The sequence below is a fragment of the Streptomyces sp. NPDC006997 genome (assembly GCF_040635175.1).
GTDB lineage: Bacteria > Actinomycetota > Actinomycetes > Streptomycetales > Streptomycetaceae > Streptomyces.
Genome location: NZ_JBEYHH010000056.1, coordinates 1 through 21,581, shown reverse-complemented (window position 1 = coordinate 21,581; position 21,581 = coordinate 1). Strand labels below are relative to the sequence as shown.

Below are 21,581 nucleotides of genomic sequence, written 5' to 3'. Positions count from 1 at the left end.
GCCATGGGCAGTCACATCTGGAGCCACAGGTCCAGGGCGTACCGCAGGATCTCCCGTACGGCGCCGGACGAGGCTCCCTGCACGATCCACTCGCACAGCTTCTTCGCAGCCAGGGCGATCCGGCGCCCCCGCGCCTGGGGCCGCCGGTGCTGCGCCCGCTTCATGGTGATCTTCATCTTCTGCTCCCTCGTGTCGTCGTGGGTGACGACGACAAGGGGGCCGGAGCGCCGGGGTGTTCAGCGAGGGGCCTGAACCACTGAACAGGGCGTCAGGCCAGGCCAGCGCGGGTGAAGATAGTGTTCAGCGAGGGGTTCGGACTGAACAGGGAGACCCATGGGGGAGACGTCGGCGCGTGACCGGCTGGCCGGGGAACTGCAGAAGCTGAAAGACGCCTCGGGTCTCTCGTACACCCAGATCGAGACGCAGGGCAGGAAGCAGACGCCAATCGTGAAGCTGGGCAGGGGCAAGCTCAGCAACTGGCTCAAGGGCGACTACGTTCCCGAGGACGACAGGCCGTTCCGGTACCTGATCCAGCTGCTCGAACCCCGGGCAGAGAAGAACGGCGTCTTGCCGAGGGGGATCAACTGGTGGCGTGACCGGCGCAAGGAGGCGGCCGACGAACGGGATGCGTCCGCGGTGCCGAAGGAGCCGGCGGACCGCTCCGCACAGCTCGTCGCCCCGGCCGTGGCGGCGCCGCATGTCGGCGACGTGGCCAAGGCCGCGCGGCTGCTGCGCCTCCTCCCGCTCGACGGCTCATGGCTCCGTTGGCTCGAGAACGCCGAGACGATGTTCAAGGTCCCGCTGACCGTGAGCGACCTGGTTTGCGACGCTCACCGACCCCTGGAGACCGACCGGCCCGACTATGTCGACCCCGAACTGCAGGAAGCCCACCGCGAACTCGTCGAATCCCTCGGCGCCCTGTGCTTCGAGCTCAACGGAATGAACGACATCTCCGACGAAGGTCAGGATGTCCTGGAGATCAGCTATCCCGGTACCAGCGCCGAGCGCAACGAACTCAACAGGCAGGCATGCCGAGCGCGAGACGAGTTCATCCCCGTCTACACCAAAGTGATCAACCTTCTCAACGCCAAGGGACTGCTCCCTCCCGTGCCTGCCGGCCCCTCGACATCGCTGTCGAGTTCCGTGCCACCCGCTGGGTCCCGGGGCGGAACGCCCGCCTTGCCCCTCACTCTCATCGTGGAGGGCCCGCCGCACGGCGCTCCGGCCGACGGCTGGAGGCAGACTGCCGTCGCGCCCCTTGACGGTGCAGCTGTCCGCACAGCGACTGTCGTCGAGGGCCATCGTGCCCAGCACGATGCCCTCGCCCAGCACGCCCCCGGCACGCCCCTCGACAAGCTGGACCCCTTCGGGCTGGAGGTCCACCGCGCAGTCAGCGTCGACAAGATTGTTCCGCCGTTCCTTCCCCCGTTGCCGCTGTACGTGCCGCGCGCCCATGACCGTGAGCTGGCGGGCATCATCAACAGAGCGGCCTCCGGAACGAGCGCCATGGTCACACTGATCGGCGGCTCCTCCACGGGTAAGACCCGAGCCTGCTGGGAGGCAATCCAGGCACTGCCCAGCCACTGGAAGGTCTGGCATCCGCTCGCACCCAGCCGCCCCGAAGCGGCGCTCACCGGCCTGGAGTCCGTGCGTCCGCACACTGTGATCTGGCTCAACGAAGCCCAGCTCTACCTGCTGGATTGCGCGCCGAAGACCGCCGAGAACGTCACCGCGAAACTGCGCGTCCTCCTCGCCGACCCGGCCCGGGGACCTGTCCTGGTGCTGGCGACCCTGTGGCCGGACAAGTGGCGCACCCTCACCCGACGCCCGCCAGTCGGCAAGGAAGACGTCCTCTCCCAGCAGCGTGAACTCCTGACAGGAATCGGCACCAAGCTCACTCTGCCGGATTCGTTCACCAGCGATGAGCTCACCGCTCTTCGGCAACTCGCCGCACAGGACCCCCGCCTCGCCCAGGCCCGCGACCAAGCAGTCGGCGGAGCCATCGCCCAGTACCTCGCCGGTACGCCCCACTTGATCGACCGATACGACCACGCGTCAGCTGCCGCCCGGGCGGTCCTGGATGCCGCGGCGGATGCCCGGCGATACGGCCACGGCCCGGACCTTCCGCTCGGCCTGCTGAAACACGCCGCGGTGGACTATCTGACCGACAGCGAGTGGAACCGCCTCTCCAGCACCTGGATTACCGAGGCCCTGGACGAATGCGAAGAACCCTGCCACGGCGCCCTCGCACCGCTGGAGGCCATCCGCCCCCGGCGTGCGCCGCAGCACGGCACCCCGCACTACAAGCTGGCCGACTACCTCCAGCAGCACACCGCCCGCACCCGTCGTGGCGTACTTCCACCGGACAGCTTCTGGGATGCCGCCGCCGAGCATGTCACCGCTGTCGACGACTTGGTCCCCCTGGCCGAAGCCGCTCGCAACCGAGGATTCCTGCGCCAGGCAGCCACGCTCTACCGCCGGGCCGCGGAGGAAGGGCACAGTGCCGCGCTGTGTGAAGTGGCTGTGCTGCGGCGGCAGGCCGGCGATGATGCGGGAGCCGACGAGCTATACCGCCAAGCCGCCGATGCCGGGGACACCATCGCCCTGTACCAACTGAGTGTCCTCCGGGGGCAGACTGGGGACGGGGCGGGCGCCGAAGAGTACGCCCGCAAGGCTGCCACGCTCGGAAGCACGGCCGCCCTGGGCGTCCTGGCGCAGATGCGAGAGGACACAGGCAGGGGAGAAGACGCCGAACGCCTGGCCCGCGAGGCCGCCGACGCCGGCGACACCCGATTTCTCCTGAACATCGCCGCCCGGCGCGGAAACACGGAGAGTGCCGAGCGCCTGTACTTGCTGGCAGCTGAGGCCGGGAACGCCACCGCGTGGTTGGAGCTGGCCGCGGTGCGGGTGCTGAACGGGAATGGTGAGGGCGTTGATCTCCTGTACCAGCGGGCCGCTGACGCCGGCGATCCTCGGGGGCTGAGGATACTGGCGGTGGGGTTGGAGCGGCGTGGCGACGGTGATGACGCCGAGCGTCTTGCCCGGCTGGCGGTGGAGGCCGGGGACCGCGGGGTGTGGGGGGCTCTGGCACAGGTACGGGAGAGACGTGGCGACGGTGACGGCGCTGAACGTCTGTACGAGCTTGCTGTCGACGCCCGGGACATCGGGGCCATGCGGGCATTCGTTGGGCGGCGTCTGCGAGCCGGAGACCTTGTCGGCGCGGAAGTCATTGCTCGCAAGGCGCTGGAAGCCGGGGATCCTGGCTCGTGCCTCGAACTGGCGAAGCGTTGGACGATGCACGGGGACCGTGAGGGTAGCGACCGTCTGTATCGGTTGGTCGCCGAAGCCGGGCACGTTGTCGGACTCAGGATCATGTCGGAGCGGTGTGCCCGGGCCGGGGACAGCGAGGGCTCCGAGAGCTTTGCCCGAGAAGCCCTGGAAGCCGGAGATCCCGGCCCGTTCCGGGACCTCGCGAAGCAGCTCTGGTGTGCTGGCGACGGTGAGGGCGCCGAGCGCCTCGCCCACGAAGCCGCGTTCGCTGGGCACCCCATGGTTCTCGTGGAACTGGGGCAATGGCACGAGGAAGCCGGCGATCTGGAGCAGTCCAAGCGCTTCTACCAGGAGGCCGAAGCCGCCGGAGACCGCGACGTCATGTTGGCACTGCAGCGGTCAAGGGAAGCCGAGGGAGACCTAGCAGGCGCCGAGCGCCTCGCCCGGGCATCCTTCGCATACGGACACCCCAGCGCGGTGCAGGAGCTCGCACGACTGCGAGAACTCAACGGTCGTCGTGAAGATGCCGAGGACTTGTGGCGCTTCGGCCTGAACACGGACGGCACCACCGCACAGCCTTGGTAACTGACCCGCCGCGCGTGCTTCTGCGCGGCGGAGGCACTGCTGCCTTCTCCCATCGACTTGCGCGACCTGCCCGCCGCCACTCCGCCAGCGATCGGCTCCTGTGGCAGCGCGTCCGGGGCCATTGCCTCCACGACGGCCCGCGACCACTGGCCGGAGGCGGCGTTCAGGGCCGGGACGAGGCACCCGTGCGGCCTGTTCATCGCCCCGCGCACTGGCCAGTCGGCGCCCTGCACAAAACCGCTGCCGCCGGGGACGGTCGACCTGCCACCATCAGGCAAGGCTTCAACCAGGCGAGGAACGATGGCCAACTTCCAATTCGGACCGAACGGCTACAACGTCAACATCCGGGCGCAGCCGTACGTCAACTTCTTCCCAGGCTGGGACGTGCACCGTCTCGCCCTGAGCTTCGAGGTGCACCCCCATGGCGACTACGCCGAGGACGCACCGTTCCTCGTCTCCGGCACCCTCTGGACGCACGACATGCCCAACCCCGCGAGCTGGATCGGCGTCCTGCACGCCACGTCGGGGCCGATCGGGTTGAAGTCGTTCGGGACGATGCTCACGCTCGAGACGATTGTGACGGACCAGCAGCTGCGCGGCCTGGAGAAGATGCGGGCGGGCGCCGACCTGACCCTGCGCGCCAATCTCACCTTGACCGCCCTGGCGGAGGCGAAGCACTGGCCCGTCGCCTCCGACCAGGAGGTCATACGCATCCCGCACGCGACGTGGAGCAATGCGATCACCCAGCTCGACGCTGGCGCCTTCGTCGACGTCCTCATCCCGATCACCGAGGTGGAGGACCGTACTACCGCGGCCCGACGGATCCGCGAGGCGAAGACCGCGATCCGAGACGGCCGGTACGAGCACGCCGTGACGCTCGCCCGCCAGGCCCTCGATGCCGTACGCGAGGCATGCGACACCGTGAACGTCAACGCACGGGCGCCGAAGAAGCCGGCGGACCGGGACCAAGAGGAGCGCTGGGCGGTGCTCACTCAGAGCGCCTACAGCCTCTTCAGCGGCGCCCCGCACGACGACACGGGCAGCACCGAGCACTTCACCTGGACCCGCGCCGACGCCGTCGCGGCCGTCGCCACCGCCGCAGGCCTGCTCGCCCGGCTAGAAGACCTGCCGTAACACCCCCGAGCGGACGCCAGCAGCTTGCCCCGCCAGCTCCGCACTCGGGCCGTGGTGACGTCGACAGCGGTTCCCGCTCCGAAGGTGGGCAGGATGTGCAGCCGCGTCACGGACTCGTTCCGCTCCCGGGTGCGGTCGGCCAACTTCCGATCTCGCACCAGGCGTTGGCGCAGTCGGCGAGCTACGTGAGAAGTTCCCACCGATCACGCCATTCGGTTACATGCGCAGGCTGTATAACGGTGTTCCTGGAATCGGGGTTTCGTGGACGGGTGCCTCCTACCCGCTCAAGAAACTCCCGGTGGCGGGCACGCACCTCAGCTCGCAGCTTGTCGCCCTCAGCGATGTAGAAGTCGCGACCATCGGTGACGTTGACCAAGACCACTCGGTCGCACGTGAGAGCAGTGAACTTGTCGATGTCCGCGATGATCCAAGCGCCCTTGGCAGCCACCATCACCTGAGCAACATGTTCACCGACCTCAATGTAAGTCTGAGCTCCCCGTGGCTTCGCTGGGAGTCCGCGCAGCAACGCCTCGGCAACAGCAAGGTGGCGTCCTGCCTGGTGGGTCTGCGAGTTGCTGGGCTTCGTCACTGACATGTCGGCATCATGCCGTATCGCCTGCCTCGCGCAGAAGGTACCTGGTGGAGTTCACGCGCCTTCTCCATCGTCATCCGCCAAGACGGCTGCTGGGCTTGGCTCCACAACGACGCGTACCTCGCGCGCTCGGCCTGCGCGGACTCCGCCTACGACCAGGGCCTCGACGAGCCGCAGTGACCTCAGGCGTCTACCACCCATCTCCGGCCAGGCCAAATCGCGGATTCCGCGGATCCTCTCTCCTCGACGGCCCGACCACCCGGGCTCCCGTTCACCACTCCCCTTCGAGGTAGACGCCGTGATCGCCCACCTGCAGCGTGCCAGCCATACCGCCGGCCTCCTTGAGTACCTGTACGGGCCAGGCGAGCGCGGAAACCACACCAACCCCCGCCTGATCGCGGGGGACGGCCACGGTGCCCCGATCGAGATGCTCGCCCAGACCGACGCGCCGGCGTACCTGGCCCACGCCCTCGACGCACCCGTCGAGCGCCTCGGGGCCCGAGCTCCCGAGCGGCCGGTGTGGCTCTGCTCGGTCCGCTCCGATCCCCGGCACCCCGACCCGACCGACGCGCAGTGGGCCGAGGTGGCCCGCCGGGTCGTGGCGGCCACCGGCATCGCCCCGGAGGGCGATCCGGACGCCTGCCGGTGGATCGCCGTGCGTAACCAAGCACGGCAAGTGCACGTCGTGGCCACCCTCGCCCGCGAGGACGGCAGCCACCACAGCACCTACCGCGACGCCTTCCGTCTCCAGACCGAGTGCCACCGCATCGCCACCGAACTCGGCCACCTGCCCCCGGCCCCGCGCCCGACACCCCGCGCCCAGGAGGCCCACGTGCCTGCCCCCTACATCACCATCAGCGCAGAGCCCAGCGGCAGCGTCTCGGCGAAGGGCGCCAGCGACGACCTGTCCGCCACGCTCCTCAAGCACGCCGGTTTCCAGCAGATCGAGGACTGGTACGGCCGTCGCCACCGCCTGGCGACCACCACCCCGCAGGCTGAGCGCGTCGCCATCGCCTCCCACGCAGCCGAGATGCTCCGCGCCGCCCGGTACAGCGTCGATCTGGACCCCGACCTCGACACGAGCCGGTCGACCAGCCCGGCCAACCCTCTCGGGCTCTACACCGCCGGAGCCGAAGTCCTCCGGCTGACCGACCAGATCAGGGCCGCCGAGAACGGTGCCGACCTTGCCCAGGCGGTCGATCACCTCCTTCATCCCGAACACGGCGTCCTGGAACGCCTCCGGGAAGCTCTGGAGACGGCAGGCGAACAGATCACCGACCTCGACGACGAGTCGTACGCGCTCGCCGACCGGTTCGGCTTCGCCGCGGAGTTCGTCAGCGCGGCGCAATCGGAACTCGTTGGAGCGGGACGCGAACTGCACCGTGTCAACGACTCGCGGCAGGACCACACCGGGGCGCAGACGCAGTCCCCATCCCCGCCCGACGCACGAAACGCGGCTCTCGCCACGTCACCCGCGGCGGACAGGGCCAAGGCGTCTTCGGCGCTTGGAACTCCGTCGCCGGAGGTTGGTACAGCCGTAGGTGCGCCGCAGGTCACAAGCCCTCGGACCCGTTAGACCGGCCAAGGTCCGAGGGATCTGTCCAACCCACCCGGCACCGACCCAACTCCCCGCCCAAGGAGGAACAGTGCCCGAGTTCTACCCGAGCATCGGCGACGCCGTAGGCGCCGCGATGCAGCACAACATCCGGCTTGCCTACAGCGGCAAGGCGCCCGGCTCCGACACGCCCCCGCAGGTCCGACACCTGCCCCACCCGTCGGCCGACCCGTACTCCGTCCCGGGGATGACAGCCCGGCTCACGGAGACAGCGACTCCCCATGAGGTCGCCGGAATCATCGAGGAGGTCAACGGAGCCCTCGGGGCGCTCCCCCAGCTGACCGAACTCGTGGCCGCGGCGGCCGACTGGACCCGAGCCCGTCTGACCTTCGAGAGCCCGCACCACAACCCGACCTTCGAGACGTGGACACGGCTGGCCGCCGCCACCCGCATGCTGCGGGACGTCCAGGAGGAGCTGGAGGTCGCCGGGGACATGATCGCCGCGTGCCCTGTTCAACTCAGCGACCCCAAGTACCGCGACGAGGTGCCCGCACTGCGGACCAGGGAGCCGCTCAGCGATGTCGTCGGCAACGACGCGGTCGCGGACAACGAGCCGCCCGCCTCCCGGAACCCGGAAGCGGACCGACGCCGAGCCGCCCGCGCTTCCTCCCCACACGCCGGCGCTCAGCGGACCGCGCCCTCCGTCGGCGCGGCATCCGAACCACCCACCAGCGCCCTACCGCCCCGGTCGCCACGCACCCGATGACCTCGGCTTGACCCCCAACTGCCGTCCCCTGCCCCGACAGGAGCTGCCCCGATGACCAGCAGAAGAGCGCCGCGCGCCCCGCCTCGCCTTGTCCGTTCTCCCCCTCCTTGGACCCGCCATGTCCGCACCACGTACCAGCGCGCCCTCGACCACCACCGGCTCCGACGCGCTCCTCTACCTCCTGTTCGGCGTCTTCGGCGCCGCCATCGCCTTCGGCTCCCTCGCCTGGCTGACCGCGTTGTATCCGGGGTTGTCGTACGCGGCGAGTTCCGCCTTGGTCGCCGCGTCGAGGAGCTCGAGTTCGGCCTCCCGGGCGATACGCGGGGCCAGCCGGGCCGACAGCGCGGTGGAGGCGATGCCCAGCAGGGCGCGCAGACCGATGGCCCCCGACAGGACGGCGAGGGAAGGTACGGCGGAGCGGAGCTGGTCGCCGCTGATGTGCTGTGAGGCGATCAGCGGCTTGATCACCCCGGTGGTGGCCATCAGCCCGAACGCTTCCAGCACCCCCGAGAGGAGTTGCACGCCCAGCAGGGCGATGACCGCGGCGCGGTCGACCTGCCAGCCCAGTGCGAGGGACCGGCGGATCAGTTGGGGCAGTCGTCGGGCCATCGCACGGGTCGTGATCGCGTTGGCGGCCTCGATACGGCGGTCGCCGGGGATGACGAACTTCAGTTCCTCATCCGAGACCTCCGCCTCGCCGGTCGGCGCGGTTGTCGCGGTGGGCTTCGGGATGGTTGTCATCGGCTCCAGCCCTCCGCCGACACGCGGTGCCCGGCCAGGGAGTGCGTAAGGAGTCCCAGCGGATCACGCTGTTCGCGGATGAGTACCAGGTGCGGACCGATCACGGTTTGATACGCCAAGACGTCCCCCTGTGTGCCGTTGGTGGTTGAGGCTGTCGCTTGCCAGCCGTTTCGTTCAGCGCGGTCGGAAGGTGCTGGTTGGTCACGATGTGCCTCCGCTCCCCTCAAGGCCGTTGAGCTCGTCTTCGAGGCCCTCAAGGTCACTGAGCAGGCGGCGGATGGCGATCTGGCGCTCACACCAGTGCCGTTGAAGATCCGCCTCCGCCTCCCCCGGCAGGTCGTACTCGGCGGTGGTGGCGCCGTAGAAGCTGAACAGCATGTACAGCAGCGCGATCCGGGCGCATGCCCGCACCTCCCGCATCGGAAGGCTGGGGTGCTCCGAGCGGTAGGCCCCGACCATGGCCAGGGCGCAAGCGGCCCAATCAGTGCTGGTGGCGACGGTGCGCGGGTCGAACGCCGCCCGCCCCAACTCCCAGGCCGGCATCGCGCTGGCGCAGCGGAAGTCGATGACGCCGGTGACTGCGTCGGCGAGGGTGATCAGGTTGGTGCGGCTGAGATCCGCATGCAGTGTCTGTTCTGCCAGGGTCTCGGGCAGATGTGCCCGCAACAGGTGGACGTGGGTCCGCAGGTCCTCACGCCTCTGGTCGAGGTCGACGCGCAGTTGGTCGAGACGGTCGTGGCCTTGGCTCGTGGCTCTGGCCAGCACGGCGTCGCATTTCGCTGCGGCGTCCTCGACGGGCTCGGTCCGCCAGCGGGTCTGCTGCACGCGCTTCGGCAGCGGGTACGCGGCGAGCGCACGGTGCATGCGTCCCATGACGACGCCGAGGTGCTCGGCGAGGGGGACCGTCATCGCCGAGGGGTTCACCCGTCCGGGAGCCTCGTCGACCACGGCCCACGCACTGCCTCCCGCGATGGTGACCAGGTTGTCGTTGGCGTCGGGCCACACCCGCGGAACGGGGAGCTTCGCGGCCCGGCAGTATTCCGACATGTCCCACGCGTTGCGCGCCTCGTCCAGGTCGGCCATCGACGGGTACTGCTTGACGTACAGCCGCAGCCCGTCGTCCGTCAGGACCCGCCGGTTGATGGTGTCGGTGCCCATGTGCACCGGTTCGACTATGTCGGCGACCAGCCCGTACCGGTCTTCCAGCACGTCAGCGGTCAGCGTCTCGCCCCAGCCTGTTTCGTCCATACAGATCACCGACCTTCGTGTGCGGAGGGACGGCATGCCGTGAGGGGGGTGAAGGCGTTGTCCTCCGTGAGCACTTGCCTGTCGACGAATGGGGTGAGGGTGTTGGTGACGGTCTGTTCAAAGTCATCGCGACGAACGGCGAACAGGTGTGGAGCCGCGGAGGTTCGAGCGCAGACGTTCACGTACGCCACCCGCCCCACGTCTGCTTGCGGGTCTCCAGGCGCAGGTTCTCCAGCATGATGTGCGCCTCGTCGACCAGGCCGACGTCGCGGTGCCTGATCCCCCAGTTCAGCGAGTCCAGGGCGTCCAGTGCCCCGTACGCCCGGCATGCGACAAGTTCCTCCGTGGTGAGGGGGCGGCCGTATCCGTGGTGGAAGGCGGCGTTGAGGTCGGGGCGGTGGCTCAGGATCCGGTAGCGGAGCCGGCTCAGGTCCCGGTAGGCGGCGGACCGAAACTCGGCCCTTTCGAAGTCGATGACCCGCAGACGCTGCTCGGTCTCGTCCCACATCCAGTTCTTGGGCATGTAGTCGCCGTGCTGGGATACCTGAGGCAGGCTCGGCGGAGCTTCCTCGGCGAGCGTGCGCACCATCGCGAGGTCGTGCTCCGGTGCGTACGCCGCCGTCCGGTCCAGCAGTTGGGCGACCACCTCGTCCCACGCCTCCTCCGTTGCTTCCTGCGTCGGCTCGTCGGCTGCCGCGGTGTGGAACCGGGCGAGCAGTTCGCCGGCCTGCTCGTAGGCCGCCCGTTCCTGCTCGGCCGGCAGACGCAGCGTGTCGAGACCGCGTCCGGGCACGGCGGTGATCAGGACGGTGCGCGTCTGCGTGTCCGCGGCGACCAGCTCGGGTGCACGGCCGGCGCCCATGGCCACGGTCCACTTCTGGAACGCGGACACCTCGCGGTGGTGGAGCTTCGGGCCCGCGTGGAGCTTCCCGAACCACCTCTCGCCATCAGGCCCGTTGAGCTCCCAGACGGAAGGCCGGATGTCGCCGGGCCTGGGGTGCTCGGCGACCACCGTGTACGTGTCGGTCACCGACTCCACCAGGTGGTGGAGCGCGCTGGGCATGTCGGTCACGGTGCACCCTTCCGCTCGCCGAGCCTTCCGACCGCGCCACGATGAGTGATGGATCGAATGCACTCAGTGTCCTGTTGTGGGTGGGTAGCTTGCCAGGGGGCACTGACAGTGCCGCCTGAGCTGGTCATCTGGGGGTGGGAACGCGGAGGACGGTCCCGGAGGCCATCTCGGTCAGAGACTCGTCGAGCACCTCGCAGCTCCAGCCGAGCGTCACGAGGTGCGGGTCGTTCTCGGCCTTGACGCGCTCTCGCAGGGCCTTGACCCGCGCCAGCGCGCTGTCACGGCTGATGCGGGCCCGGTCCGCGAACTCCTGTGACGTCGTACCGATCGCGACCATCCGCCATGTCTCGATCTCCGTTTCCGAGAAGCCCTCCGGGGAGGCGGCCGTCTCGGGACGCTGGAGTTGCCCGGTAACGAAGCAGGCGTGGACGACGGCGGCCCGGCCTCTCACACCGAGCTTCTGTCCGCAGTGCTTCAGCTGCACGTTGATCGTGCCGACGGTGATGGACAGCTCGGAGGCGATCGCGTGGGTGCTCTCGCCCTCCGCGACCTTCTGGGCGATCCGAAGCTGTGCGGGTGTCAGCGGAAGCGTCGCGGGCGGGCGGGTCGGGCGGGCACTCACGGTTGTGGATCCTTTCTGTGAGGCGGACTTGTCAGGCGCGAGCCAGCCATCGCTGCCGCTCGGTGTCGGTGACGAGGCACTCGTCGTGGGCGAGTTCCAGGCGGGCGAGATGGGCATAGTGCTCGACCACCCCGGTGCCGAAGGCTTCCCGCGCGAAGACGCTGTTCTGGAAGGCGGTCAGAGCCGGTCCGAGGGCGGGTGGCACGGGGATTCCGCCTGCCCGGTAGGCGTTGCCGGTCGCTTCGGGAGCAAGGGCGAGCTTCCGCTCGATACCGTGGTCGATGGCCGCCAGTACCGCCGACAGCGCCAGGTACGGGTTGGCGTCCGCACCCGGCACACGGATCTCCAGGTGCAGCCCTTCACCGCGGCCGACGACACGGACCGCGCAGGTGCGGTTGTCGCGGCCCCAGGTGAACGTGGTCGGCGCGAACGAGCCGGTCGTGAACCGCTTGTAGGAGTTGACGTTGGGCGCGTAGAACGGGCCCAACTCTGGCAGGCCGGCGAGCAGACCCGCGATGGCGTGCTCACCGATCTGGGACAGCCCGTACTCGCTGCCGGGCTCGTTGAGTTGGCTGATGGCCTTCGACCACAGCGAGACGTGCAGGTGCAGGCCGTTGGCTCGGTCGGTTTCCGGGGCTGCCATGAACGTGGGTGCCAGACCGGCGCGCAGACCCAGGGTGCGCACGGCGTGCTTGAAGAGGGGGTGCCGGTCGCAGGCGGTGAGCGCGCCACCGTACGGGAAGGTCACCTCGACCTGGCCAGGACCGGCCTCGGTCTTGATCGCTTCCACGGGCATCCCCGCGCCGGCGAGCGCCCGCTGAAGACGGCGCAGGAACCGGTCGGATACGGGGTCGTGATCGAGGGCGTAGTCCAGGTTCCCCGTCGTCAACGGCCGCAGGCCCTGGTAGTTGGCCTGTTCCGCGTCCTCGTACGTGCCCCTGTAGAGGACGAACTCGGTCTCGATCCCCGCCTTGGGGTGCAGGCCGTGCCGCGACAGCCGGGTCAGTTGCTGGTGGAGGATCTGGCGGGGTGCGATGTCGATCGGCGTTCCGTCGTGGTGGACGGCATCGCCGAGTACGACAACGGTGCGTGGCAGCCACGGCACGACGCTCAGAGTCGACAGGGCCGGTTGCACGGACAGGTCCTGGTAGCCGGTCTCCCACGAGGTCAGGGCGAAGCCGTCCGCCGGGCTCATGTCGATGTCGGTGGCCAGGATGTAGGCGCACACCTCGGCGCCGTGATGCGCGACGCGCTTGAGGAAGTGGTCCGCGTCGTATCGCTTCCCCTTCAGCCTCCCCTGCAGATCGGGGACGGCGAGCAGCACCGTGTCGATGGCGCCCGCCTTGACGAGGTTCCGCAGGTCGGAAAGGGAGAAGGCCTTCTCGGAGCGCCCGCGCTGCTCGGGGACGGACGCGGCAGTCAGGCGTGCCACGGTGCCGTTGCCGCTCGTGGTTCTCGTCATCAGACGACCTCGTCCTCGTACGTGGCCGCCGAGCGGTCGAAGTTCTGGGTCGGCACCTCGTACGAGCTGCCCTGCTTCCGCCACCACGCCCAAGCAAGCGCCAGAACGACGAGCAGAGCGACCGGCGCGTAGTTGAAGGTCTCCACCGACACCAGGGCGCCGTCGGCGGGGCGGGTCTGCGGCAGACAGAACAGCACCGTCACGAACACCACCCAGACAACGGCGATCGCGCCGACGGCCACGCCCCAGTTGCCGAGGTTCCAAGGGCCGGGTCGGAAGCGGTCCCGGTTCTTGATGCGCAGGTAGATCGGGATCGCGTAGGCCGGGGTGATGCCGACCACGTTGATGCTGGTGATCGCCGCGTACGCGACCGGGCTGTACAGGCTCGGCAGGGCCAGCACGGCTGCGCACACGACCGCCAGCAGCACGGCCATGCGCGGGGTACCAGTACGGCGGTCCACCTGCCGCCACAGGTGCGAGCCCGGCAGCGCCCCGTCACGCGAGAACGCGAACACCATCCGGCTGGCCGCGGCGGTCTCGGCGTTGCCACAGCACAACTGCGCGATGATCACCACCAGGAGCAGTGCCTTCGCCCCCGCCACGCCTAGGGCATCCAGGAAGATCTGCGCCGGCGGCACCCCCGTCGCCGTGCCCACGGTGCCCGCGTAGTCCTGGATCGCGAACGTGCGCCCGGCGAGCAGGACGAACCCGGCCAGCCACGACCAGCCGATCGCGTGGATGATCCCGCGGGATGCGGACACCTGGGCGTCGGTGGTCTCCTCCGACAGGTGCGCGGAGGCGTCGTAACCACAGAACGTGTACTGCGCCAGCAGCAGACCGAGCACCGCCGCGTAGAGGGGGCTCCAGCCGGTGTTGTTGACGAACTCGCCGAACACGAAGTCCGAGGACTGGTGGTGGGAGGGGACGATCGCCAGAGCGCCGACGATCACCGTGACGCCGCCGAGGTGCCACCAGACGCTGATGCTGTTGAGGATGCTGACCAGCCGGACCCCGAAGAGGTTCAGGGCGAGGTGCAGGGCGAGGATGCACAGGAAGATCACCATGATCTTGCCCGGCGTCGGCTCGAACCCCCACTGCAGGTTGAACAGGGCACCCGTGAACAGCGCGGCCCCGTAGTCGATGCCGGCGATCGCCCCGAGCAGGCCCAGCAGGTTCAGCCAGCCCGTGTACCAGCCCCACTTCCGGCCACCGAGCTGCTCCGCCTGGTAGTACAGGGCTCCGGAGGTCGGATAGGCGGAGGTCACCTCGGCGAGGGCGGCACCGATGAACATCACCATGGCGCCGACGACGAGCCAGCCCCACAGCATCACCGACGGGCCGCCAGTGTTCAGGCCGAAGCCGTACAGGGTCATACAGCCGGACAGGACGCTGATGACGCTGAAGGAGATCGCGAAGTTTCCGAACGGCCCCATGCGCCGGGTCAGCACGGGCTCGTAGCCGAGCTCCCGCAGGTATGCGTCATCGGACTTCCGGGACGACGCACGGTGGTTCGGACTCAAGCGAGACACAGGTCAGTCTCCAAGCTCAGAGAGAAACAAATGGACAGGTTCATGCCAATGCGGCTTCGTGGGCAGCGGATTCCGGTTATGGGTGCGGTCCGGCGCGCGGCCTACGGGTACGGGCGTAGGACAGGGACTCGGCGCGCGCTCGAAGGAGCAGCGCCTCACCCGGGTCTGGCCCCACGGCCCCTTCATGCACCGACGCCCACGGCTCGCGGGCCGCGTACGGGCCCATCGCCTCGAACACCTCGGCGGCTTCCAGGTACTTGTGGCCTGCCCACAACGCGTAGGCAAGAAGGCTCAGGTCAGCCACTGAGCGCCGCTCGCCGTGCGTCTTGTGGAACCAGTCGTGGAACGCGGTCAGCGTGTAGTCGAGCGTCGACTCCTGCGCCCACTGTCGCCGCCACAGCGGATCGACGCGCGATCGCCGTCGGAGCTCGACCTGCGCGTACGCGGGCAGAAGCAGCAGTGCCGATCCGACGGGCCGCTGCGAGGCGACGGCCCGACCGAAGTCGACGACCGCGGCCAGGGAGGCACCCGGTGGTAGGCCTCCCGGTTGTACGGGTCACGCCGGTTGACCTCGTACAACAGCCCCCACGGACCGCTGGGCAACATCGGCTCGCCGGCATCCACGCGATGTTCCTGGCGCAACTGCCGGGTGTCGATCTGCGCCAGAGCCAGGAGGCACACCCAGGGCACGGGATCATGCAGCGCGCGACGCGCCGCCAGCAGCGCGTCACGCCGAGCCCTGAACTCGAACTCCAGCGTCTGCGGATGCTGTTGCCTGTGCGCGCGCAGCGCCCGCTCGACGGCCACGCGGGCACCCATCAACTGCGCGTCGTAGCTGCCGGGCTCTTCGTCGAGCCACACGCCCACCACATCCGACCGGGCGGCTGCCACCGCCAGCAGCTGGGTGCGTGACGTTCGCAGTGCCCAATGCGTGGCCGTGGCCAGCAGCAGTTGCCGTGCCGTTCTCCAGCGGCCGGCCTGCAACTCAACCAGGGCCACGCCCAGGTCGTCGTCGTGGCCGGCAGGGTGATACACGAGGCGCATCAGAGTCCCCCGCCGTGAACGGGACGGTGGCGGAACGCGAGTTCGAGGCCGCTCGTCCGGCGTGTTCGAACTGTGCGAGGTGGCGTCGTGCGCTCTGGGTTGAACGTCAGTGTCATCGGGGGCCTCAGGCGAGTTGGGGGGTGGGGCCGCGAAGTTGGTGGGTGCACCGCCGCTGGGAGGCGAAGCGGTGCCCGAGTCGGGCACCGGGTCGGGCTGCCTAGAAGCGAATCTGGCCGATCATGTCCGCGATGCTGGTCATGAACCGGTTGATGCTCGGGGCCATCGACGTGCTCGACAGGAAGAACCCGAAGAGCGCGCAGACGATCGCGGGCCCGGGTTTCACGGCCTTGCTGCGGATCAGAACGACCACGACGATGCCGAGCAACAGCACGAACGAGATGCTCAGAGCCATCAGGAGGCCGTTTCCTCCGCGGACCCCCGTCGCTCCCTGCGAGCCTGGCTCAGCGCGCGGCGCAGAGCATCGGCCCGGGTCAGCGATCGCGGGGCCTGGGGGAAGACGTGCCAGTGCATCCCCGGAGGTGTCGTGCTCTCGGCGGACGGCACGACGACGTGGCACTTCTCCCCCAGCGCAACGGTCCCAGGTTCCTCCCAGCGGGCTGCGGTGCCCACCGGAACCAGGAAGTACAGCCGGGGCTCCGGACCCTCGTGGTCCAGGATCACAGGGCCGACCGGCTCGCCACCCTCGCCAAGGATCTCGATCGCGCGCCGGCCCACGGCCTCCACGGCGCGTACGGCATCCCACCACTCGCCGGCCGAGCACAGCTCCGGCTCCTCGCCGATGGGCATCCAGCGCGGCGGGACCGCGCGAGCCGCGGGATTGTCGTCGGACATGGAAAAGGCCTCCTCACCACTGGGTGTGAGGAGACCATTCCATTCAGCAAGCTACTGTGCGCGGACAGACTGTCCGTGGGCTTCTCCCGCCAAAGCCCTTGACACAAGCTCAGGTTGTGCTAAGTCCCGTCCAACTGCCGAACGCAGACAGCTCGTTGGAAGGATGGGAGTCCATCCTGAGCAGCGCAGCAGTCGTCTCGCGGACGGACGGGTGGAACCGCGTATGGTTCGGCGCGACCTTCCGCGCGCGCTTGAGATCCGCGAAGGCACCCGGCCGATCGCCCACAGCGAGCTTCGCGGAGGCCACGTCGATGAAGTGGTGGCTCGACCGCTCGCCGACGGTCGTACTGGGCGGCGCCCACTCGCCGCCGGAAACCGGGGACCATTCGGTGAGGCGGGCGAGAGCCTGCTCGGTGTCACCCATGTCGATCATCGCGTGCACCTCGTGGATGCGGATGTTCGTCGGGCCGAACGACATCTCGTACGCAAGGGAGTCGCGGTTGCCTGCCATGCCCGCGACCTGCTCCGCCTCCCTCAGGTACTCGTCGGCGCGATCGGAGTTGTTCTCACGGGCTTCGAGAACGGCCAGCTTCAGCAGCAGCGCACCGTCGACGGCAAGCGCGTCCTGCGTGAAGGAGCGTTCCGGCTGGAACCGCTCCAGCTCGGTCCGCAGCGCGAGGAGCTTGCGACGTGCCGGCGAGTACGCGCCCTGGCGGAGCATCGCTCCCGCGACGAGGTAACCGGCCGTGAACTGCATCAGGGGGTCGCCGGAGCGGTCGGCGGCCCAACGGACGCGTTCCAGCGCCGTGTTCGACAGGTCGTGGTGGCCCATCTTGTGGGCAAGGGAGTTCACGGCACGATAGGCGCGCGCCAGGTGCCAGAACGCCTTGCTCTGGTCGCCGTTGCCGCCGCCAAGGGCCACGTGCGTCAACTCGGTGATGATCGGCGGCAGCAGGGGGCCCATCGGCGCGTAGCGGGCGTCACGGCGCAGGGCCGCCACCTGGTCGACTTCCGAGGCGAGCACGGGAAGCGCACGCGGTGCGATCTCCAGGTCGTCGGGGCTGTCGTAGCAGAGCAGGAGGCGGCGAAGTTCAGGGATGACGGCGTGGACGCCGTCTTCGGCTTCCGGCTCACCGTAGTAGGGCTGGCCGGTCAGGACCTCGGGGCCGAAGCGCAGCGCCTTCGCGAGTGCCAGCACCAGCGACGGTGAAGCCTTCCGCGCACCGGACTCCAACTTCTGCACGTAGCTCGGGGAGACTGCGACCTTCTGTGCCAGTTGAGCAGCAGACAGCTTCCGTGTCCTGCGTGCTGTACGGAGACGATCTCCCAGCGTCAGGTTTTCACTCATCGGTGGATCTGTCCCTTCGCGATGGAGCACTCGCCTCAGGGTACGGAAAACGCCCCAACTCGCGCCCCTGGTCACCAAGTGTTAACGGAGCTGGCAGCGGGGCGCCCACGGGGAGAAGCCCCTTGGTGTCGCGCCCGAGACCCCCAGCACAATTTGAGGAACTTACGTAAACGCGGGCAAGGAGGAAGAAAATGGTCCAGATTCGAGTGCCATCGCGACTCGGTCGTCAAGGGTTGTGGAGCAATTGCTTACGGACAGATTGTCCGCGCCTCTCTTCGACTGCTGCGATCAACAAGCCGCATCCCGTTACGGACAGTGGTCACTCATTTCGCGCGACGGGACTACCTGAGCGTGTTGCCTCATTCTCTCGTGAAGTACGGCACCCGTGCTATCTCGTGCGAGGAAGGAGGCGAGAGTGGCTGAGACTGGATGCCGGTACGCCACGGGTCTTCACAGCAGCCGACTCCGCACTGAGCGCTGCCTCGGCGAATCCGCGCGCGTGCTCGTCGCCGTCCACGATCACGACCTTGTAGTTCCGCAAGGGAATCACTCCGGAGGGCCGAAAGTGAGCAGTGGCACGTCGTACAGTTCGGGGTTTCGAGGCCGGGTCATGGCCGGTGAGATCACTTCCACGACGAAGAGCTCGCTGAGGAACTGGACCTTGGCGCTCAGGAGGTGGCTGGTACGGCCGTCGGCCGACTGCGCCTTCAGCCCGGCGGAGACGTGGATGTGCGGCAGGATGCCTCCCGTCTCCGGATCGTGGGCGATTGTCCCAGCACCGAAGACTTCGACGTTGGTGACATACGTCCTGGCCCAGACCGGGGCGTCCGGGTCTTCGAGTTTCTCGCAGGCGCCGACGATCTCGGCTTCGGCGAACGCACCGATGAACGAGGGAATGTAGCCCTGCCGCACTCCTTGGTCACGGCAGAACGCGGAGAGCGCGTCGAAGAAGTCCTCGCCGTGGTCGAAGGTGACGCCGAACGTCCGGCCGGTGGTCAGTTCATGGGCACGCATGCGGGTCCTCTCGGGCGTGGCTGACGTGCGGGATCAGCGCGCGAAAACGGCGAACTTCTCAGCGATGCTCTCGCGGGCCGCGTCCTGGGCGAGCAAGGCCTGGAGCAGGAGGCGGGCCTGGTACGGGCCGAGGTCGCCGGCCGGGATGAGCCCCCGGCTGATCAAGTCCTTCTCCGACCCGGGGAAACCGTATGTTCCGGTCAGGACCGGGCCGTTGCCGATGCGCGAGGCGAGGACGACGGGAACACGTACGGCGAGCCGTTCGAGGCTCTCGACGAGTCGCTGTGGGACGTGTCCCACGCCGAAGGCAGCGACGACGAGCCCGTCGCACTGGCCGGACCAGGCTTCGAGCAGCGTGCCGTCGTCGCCGAGGCTGACCGTGTAAAGGCCCACGCGTGGGTCACGGACGGCCGGTGCCAGGGGAACGAATCGATCGGGCAACGGGGAAGCCAGCCGTACCCGGTCCTCCGCGATCCGGCCGATGGGTCCGGCGCCGAATGACGCGAAGGCGGCAGGGCTGGTGGTGTGCGCCTTACGGACATGTCGTGCCGCGTGGATCTCGTCATTCAGGACGACCAGCACCCCGGCTCCACGCAGTTGCGGGTCGGCTGCCGCGACAACGGCCGCGTACAGGTTGGCCGGTCCGTCAGGGCCGGCCATGGTGGGGTTGCGCATGGCACCGGTAACGACGACCGGCTGGTTGTGACCGTGGCGGAGGTCGAGGAAGAACGCAGTCTCCTCGATGGTGTCGGTGCCCTGTGTGATCACGATCCCGTCGACATCGCCGCCGTCGAGGACCTTGTCGATCTCGGTGCCGAGCTCCGTGAGGTCGTCGAAGGTGAGCGAGGCACCGGGCACCCGGCGGAAGTCGTGCACGCGCAGGTCGATGCCGTGACCATCCAGGCCGGGGACAGCCGCCAGAAGGTCATGGGCGGAGAGAGCCGGCACGACTCCCCCGGTCGCCGGGTCGGTGGTCATGGCGATGGTGCCGCCGAGAGAGTAGACAGCCACCGTTCGTGTCACGCCTGCCATCGCCCCAACTTCCGATCCGCGCAGCCTGGTTGGATCTCGTCCTCGGAGATCTTTCCGTGCAGGCTATCGGGTCGCTCCCACAGGGTCACCGGCCTCGGACTGTAACTCCGCCGCCACGTACGCGCAGGCTCTGTCCAAGGCATCAAGGCTGAGGTGGCGGCTTCGTGGCCGGGCGAGGCCGGTGGTTCCCACAGCGGCAAGCTGTCCGCAGCGGTGGGTCAACCACTCTCGGTCAAGGCCGAGATAGTCCGAAGTCGCCGCCAAGCGCTCCCCGGAGGTCGATCCTATGGTGACGCTATGTGCTCGCGCGTGGCCCGTGATGCCCGCGAAGGCCCGCAGGGATCGCGCCCCGGAAGTCAGAGCGGTCTGGGGCGCGGATTCAGCGCGTACCCAGGTCGCTATGGCGGCCCGGTGACCAGGAACTAGCGCAAAGCCCTCCGTCTGCTGGAGGTCCGCCTCGTCGGTCACCCAGGTCGTGATGCCGTACGACTCCATCAGCGCGATCGCGAGGAACAGCAGCACGCGCTCGTACATGGGCGAGGCGGCGACCTCTTGGTGGGGAACGCAGAAGGCTCGTCCGACGCCGTCGTGTGCTCGCGCGGGAGCCATCAACTCAAGGTAGCGGTGCTTGTGCTCGAAGAGCAGCCAGGTCGCGGCTTCCTCCCCTCGCTGTTCGCGGGTCCAGAAGACCGGATCGCCGGCCAGCTGGTCGCGCTGGTCAAGGATGAACCGGGCGCATGCCCGCGAGCCGACGAGCATCTGGGAGCCGTCGGTGAGGCCGTCGAGAGTGACCGACTGACGGCCTACTCCTGGCAAGTCCTGTGGTGGAAGGTCCAGTTCTCCGTAAAGCGCCGCGTCGTCGCCAAGGATGGCGGAGTCGAACCCTGCCGCAGCCCAGAGGATCCCCAAGGTGAAGTCGTCGAACTCATAGGCCATGGGAATGGCGAAGGGCCTTCCGGCTTCGTCACGGGCGCCCCCGCGCACATCCGTGACGAAGTACCGCTGTGTCCCGTCTCCGCTGTGGTGCACGGCGAGCAGGGCCCTGAGCGGCATCCGACTCCATGCCTCGGCCTCCCCGCTCGACGCGAGAAGCAGAGCGTCGCCCTGTAAGGAGGCGACTGGCCCTGTCAGCGTGGGAAGCGCCGTAGGCGGCAGGTTCCGCCCGGCGGGCAGCAGGAGCTGCCCGTGTCCGTCAGGAAGCGTCAGGTGGTTGCCCGAGCTGTCCGCCATCGACGACGGCCGGTCGGCATCCGGTAACGGTCCCAGGAGGCCGTCAGGCACTCCAAGGGCCTCGCTCCACTGTGCGAGCTGGCGACGGTCGCGGATCTTCTTCCGGCCGCGCTCCAGCCGACTCACTTCGGCTTGGTCGATGTTGACGAGCCGGGCGACCGATGCCTGTGAGAGGCCGGTGTGTTGCCGGAAGAGCCGCACGACCACACCGAGATCCCAGGCACGGATCGCTGCCACGACTGCGGGTTCCACCCAGAACTCACGTCCGACTCGGGGTGCTGCACCACCCCCCTGGCAGGGCCCACACCGCAGTCCTACGTTGAATCGGCTGAGCGTCGCACGGCACACCGAACAGTGCCGTTCCACCCCGCGAGCCATCCCGGTCTCACTCCTAGTAGGGCTTGGTCAGGTTCGTATCAGTGTGGGTATGTCGCGGTGGCAGGTGGGGCAGGCGCCGGTCCAGGTGGCCAGGAGTGTCTGCAGTT

Annotated in this window: 19 protein-coding genes; 4 read left to right on the top strand and 15 right to left on the bottom strand. The window is 68.6% G+C overall.

Going from position 1 to position 21,581, the window contains the following annotated elements; translation table 11 throughout:
* Positions 1–11 precede the first annotated feature (11 nt).
* Complete coding sequence (locus tag ABZ659_RS33435; protein ID WP_360227908.1) at positions 12–176, bottom strand: hypothetical protein; 165 nt, start codon at positions 174–176, stop codon at positions 12–14.
* Positions 177–333: 157 nt separating this feature from the next.
* On the opposite strand from ABZ659_RS33435, the gene ABZ659_RS33430 reads away from it, so the two are divergent.
* Together ABZ659_RS33430 and ABZ659_RS33425 are read left to right on the top strand one after the other, a co-directional pair.
* The gene (locus ABZ659_RS33430; protein WP_360227906.1) at positions 334–3,855 is read left to right on the top strand and encodes a transcriptional regulator; all 3,522 of its coding nucleotides are present in this window, start codon (positions 334–336) and stop codon (positions 3,853–3,855) included.
* 300 nt (positions 3,856–4,155) lie between these two features.
* Complete coding sequence (locus ABZ659_RS33425; protein ID WP_360227903.1) at positions 4,156–4,989, top strand: hypothetical protein; 834 nt, start codon at positions 4,156–4,158, stop codon at positions 4,987–4,989.
* 181 nt (positions 4,990–5,170) lie between these two features.
* Here the strand turns inward: ABZ659_RS33425 and ABZ659_RS33420 are convergent, their stop codons facing one another.
* Positions 5,171–5,584 carry a hypothetical protein gene (locus ABZ659_RS33420; RefSeq protein WP_360227901.1) on the bottom strand — a complete coding sequence of 138 codons (414 nt, stop codon included), beginning with the start codon at positions 5,582–5,584 and terminating at the stop codon, positions 5,171–5,173.
* Between the two features lie 295 nt (positions 5,585–5,879).
* Between ABZ659_RS33420 and ABZ659_RS33415 the strand changes: the two genes are divergently transcribed.
* Entirely contained in the window at positions 5,880–7,157 is a 1,278-nt protein-coding gene (locus ABZ659_RS33415) for a hypothetical protein (protein ID WP_360227898.1), read from the top strand.
* Between the two features lie 70 nt (positions 7,158–7,227).
* A complete protein-coding gene (locus ABZ659_RS33410) occupies positions 7,228–7,902 on the top strand; it encodes a hypothetical protein (RefSeq protein ID WP_360227895.1) in 675 nt (224 codons plus the stop codon).
* Positions 7,903–8,076: 174 nt separating this feature from the next.
* On the opposite strand, the gene ABZ659_RS33405 is transcribed toward ABZ659_RS33410, so the two are convergent.
* From ABZ659_RS33405 to ABZ659_RS33345, 13 genes are all read right to left on the bottom strand, one after another.
* The gene (locus tag ABZ659_RS33405; RefSeq protein WP_360227892.1) at positions 8,077–8,643 is read right to left on the bottom strand and encodes a hypothetical protein; all 567 of its coding nucleotides are present in this window, start codon (positions 8,641–8,643) and stop codon (positions 8,077–8,079) included.
* A gap of 201 nt (positions 8,644–8,844) precedes the next feature.
* Positions 8,845–9,891, bottom strand: a complete 1,047-nt coding sequence (locus ABZ659_RS33400) for a phosphotransferase (protein ID WP_360227889.1) — start codon at positions 9,889–9,891, stop codon at positions 8,845–8,847.
* Between the two features lie 178 nt (positions 9,892–10,069).
* Positions 10,070–10,954 carry an aminoglycoside phosphotransferase family protein gene (locus ABZ659_RS33395; protein WP_360227886.1) on the bottom strand — a complete coding sequence of 295 codons (885 nt, stop codon included), beginning with the start codon at positions 10,952–10,954 and terminating at the stop codon, positions 10,070–10,072.
* Between the two features lie 133 nt (positions 10,955–11,087).
* The gene (locus ABZ659_RS33390; RefSeq protein WP_306503061.1) at positions 11,088–11,585 is read right to left on the bottom strand and encodes a helix-turn-helix transcriptional regulator; all 498 of its coding nucleotides are present in this window, start codon (positions 11,583–11,585) and stop codon (positions 11,088–11,090) included.
* A 31-nt stretch (positions 11,586–11,616) separates the two neighbouring features.
* A complete protein-coding gene (locus ABZ659_RS33385; RefSeq protein ID WP_360227882.1) occupies positions 11,617–13,047 on the bottom strand; it encodes a glutamine synthetase family protein in 1,431 nt (476 codons plus the stop codon).
* Positions 13,047–14,576 (bottom strand): amino acid permease, encoded by a 1,530-nt coding sequence (locus ABZ659_RS33380; protein WP_360227879.1) that lies wholly within the window; start codon positions 14,574–14,576, stop codon positions 13,047–13,049. The genes ABZ659_RS33385 and ABZ659_RS33380 overlap by 1 nt, the downstream gene beginning before the upstream one ends.
* 351 nt (positions 14,577–14,927) lie before the next feature.
* Positions 14,928–15,620 (bottom strand): hypothetical protein, encoded by a 693-nt coding sequence (locus ABZ659_RS33375; RefSeq protein ID WP_360227876.1) that lies wholly within the window; start codon positions 15,618–15,620, stop codon positions 14,928–14,930.
* A gap of 217 nt (positions 15,621–15,837) precedes the next feature.
* Complete coding sequence (locus ABZ659_RS33370; protein ID WP_133910671.1) at positions 15,838–16,032, bottom strand: hypothetical protein; 195 nt, start codon at positions 16,030–16,032, stop codon at positions 15,838–15,840.
* A complete protein-coding gene (locus ABZ659_RS33365; RefSeq protein WP_360227873.1) occupies positions 16,032–16,472 on the bottom strand; it encodes a hypothetical protein in 441 nt (146 codons plus the stop codon). The genes ABZ659_RS33370 and ABZ659_RS33365 overlap by 1 nt, the downstream gene beginning before the upstream one ends.
* A 109-nt stretch (positions 16,473–16,581) precedes the next feature.
* A complete protein-coding gene (locus ABZ659_RS33360) occupies positions 16,582–17,820 on the bottom strand; it encodes a helix-turn-helix transcriptional regulator (RefSeq protein ID WP_360227870.1) in 1,239 nt (412 codons plus the stop codon).
* Positions 17,821–18,366: 546 nt separating this feature from the next.
* Entirely contained in the window at positions 18,367–18,834 is a 468-nt protein-coding gene (locus ABZ659_RS33355) for a PPC domain-containing DNA-binding protein (RefSeq protein ID WP_360227867.1), read from the bottom strand.
* Positions 18,835–18,867: 33 nt separating this feature from the next.
* On the bottom strand, positions 18,868–19,866 hold the full coding sequence (locus ABZ659_RS33350) for an asparaginase (RefSeq protein WP_360227864.1): 999 nt from the start codon (positions 19,864–19,866) through the stop codon (positions 18,868–18,870).
* Between the two features lie 63 nt (positions 19,867–19,929).
* Entirely contained in the window at positions 19,930–21,333 is a 1,404-nt protein-coding gene (locus ABZ659_RS33345; RefSeq protein WP_360227861.1) for a helix-turn-helix transcriptional regulator, read from the bottom strand.
* Positions 21,334–21,581 lie beyond the last annotated feature (248 nt).

Bases quoted from the DNA above. Each gene is read 5' to 3' on its own strand.
- ABZ659_RS33385 (WP_360227882.1), bottom strand. From the start codon at position 13,047: ATGACGAGAACCACGAGCGGCAACGGCACCGTGGCACGCCTGACTGCC.
- ABZ659_RS33405 (WP_360227892.1), bottom strand. From the start codon at position 8,643: ATGACAACCATCCCGAAGCCCACCGCGACAACCGCGCCGACCGGCGAG.
- ABZ659_RS33350 (WP_360227864.1), bottom strand. From the start codon at position 19,866: ATGGCAGGCGTGACACGAACGGTGGCTGTCTACTCTCTCGGCGGCACC.
- ABZ659_RS33360 (WP_360227870.1), bottom strand. From the start codon at position 17,820: ATGAGTGAAAACCTGACGCTGGGAGATCGTCTCCGTACAGCACGCAGG.
- ABZ659_RS33400 (WP_360227889.1), bottom strand. From the start codon at position 9,891: ATGGACGAAACAGGCTGGGGCGAGACGCTGACCGCTGACGTGCTGGAA.
- ABZ659_RS33430 (WP_360227906.1), top strand. From the start codon at position 334: ATGGGGGAGACGTCGGCGCGTGACCGGCTGGCCGGGGAACTGCAGAAG.
- ABZ659_RS33395 (WP_360227886.1), bottom strand. From the start codon at position 10,954: ATGCCCAGCGCGCTCCACCACCTGGTGGAGTCGGTGACCGACACGTAC.
- ABZ659_RS33365 (WP_360227873.1), bottom strand. From the start codon at position 16,472: ATGTCCGACGACAATCCCGCGGCTCGCGCGGTCCCGCCGCGCTGGATG.
- ABZ659_RS33370 (WP_133910671.1), bottom strand. From the start codon at position 16,032: ATGGCTCTGAGCATCTCGTTCGTGCTGTTGCTCGGCATCGTCGTGGTC.
- ABZ659_RS33355 (WP_360227867.1), bottom strand. From the start codon at position 18,834: ATGCGTGCCCATGAACTGACCACCGGCCGGACGTTCGGCGTCACCTTC.
- ABZ659_RS33375 (WP_360227876.1), bottom strand. From the start codon at position 15,620: ATGCGCCTCGTGTATCACCCTGCCGGCCACGACGACGACCTGGGCGTG.
- ABZ659_RS33435 (WP_360227908.1), bottom strand. From the start codon at position 176: ATGAAGATCACCATGAAGCGGGCGCAGCACCGGCGGCCCCAGGCGCGG.
- ABZ659_RS33420 (WP_360227901.1), bottom strand. From the start codon at position 5,584: ATGTCAGTGACGAAGCCCAGCAACTCGCAGACCCACCAGGCAGGACGC.
- ABZ659_RS33425 (WP_360227903.1), top strand. From the start codon at position 4,156: ATGGCCAACTTCCAATTCGGACCGAACGGCTACAACGTCAACATCCGG.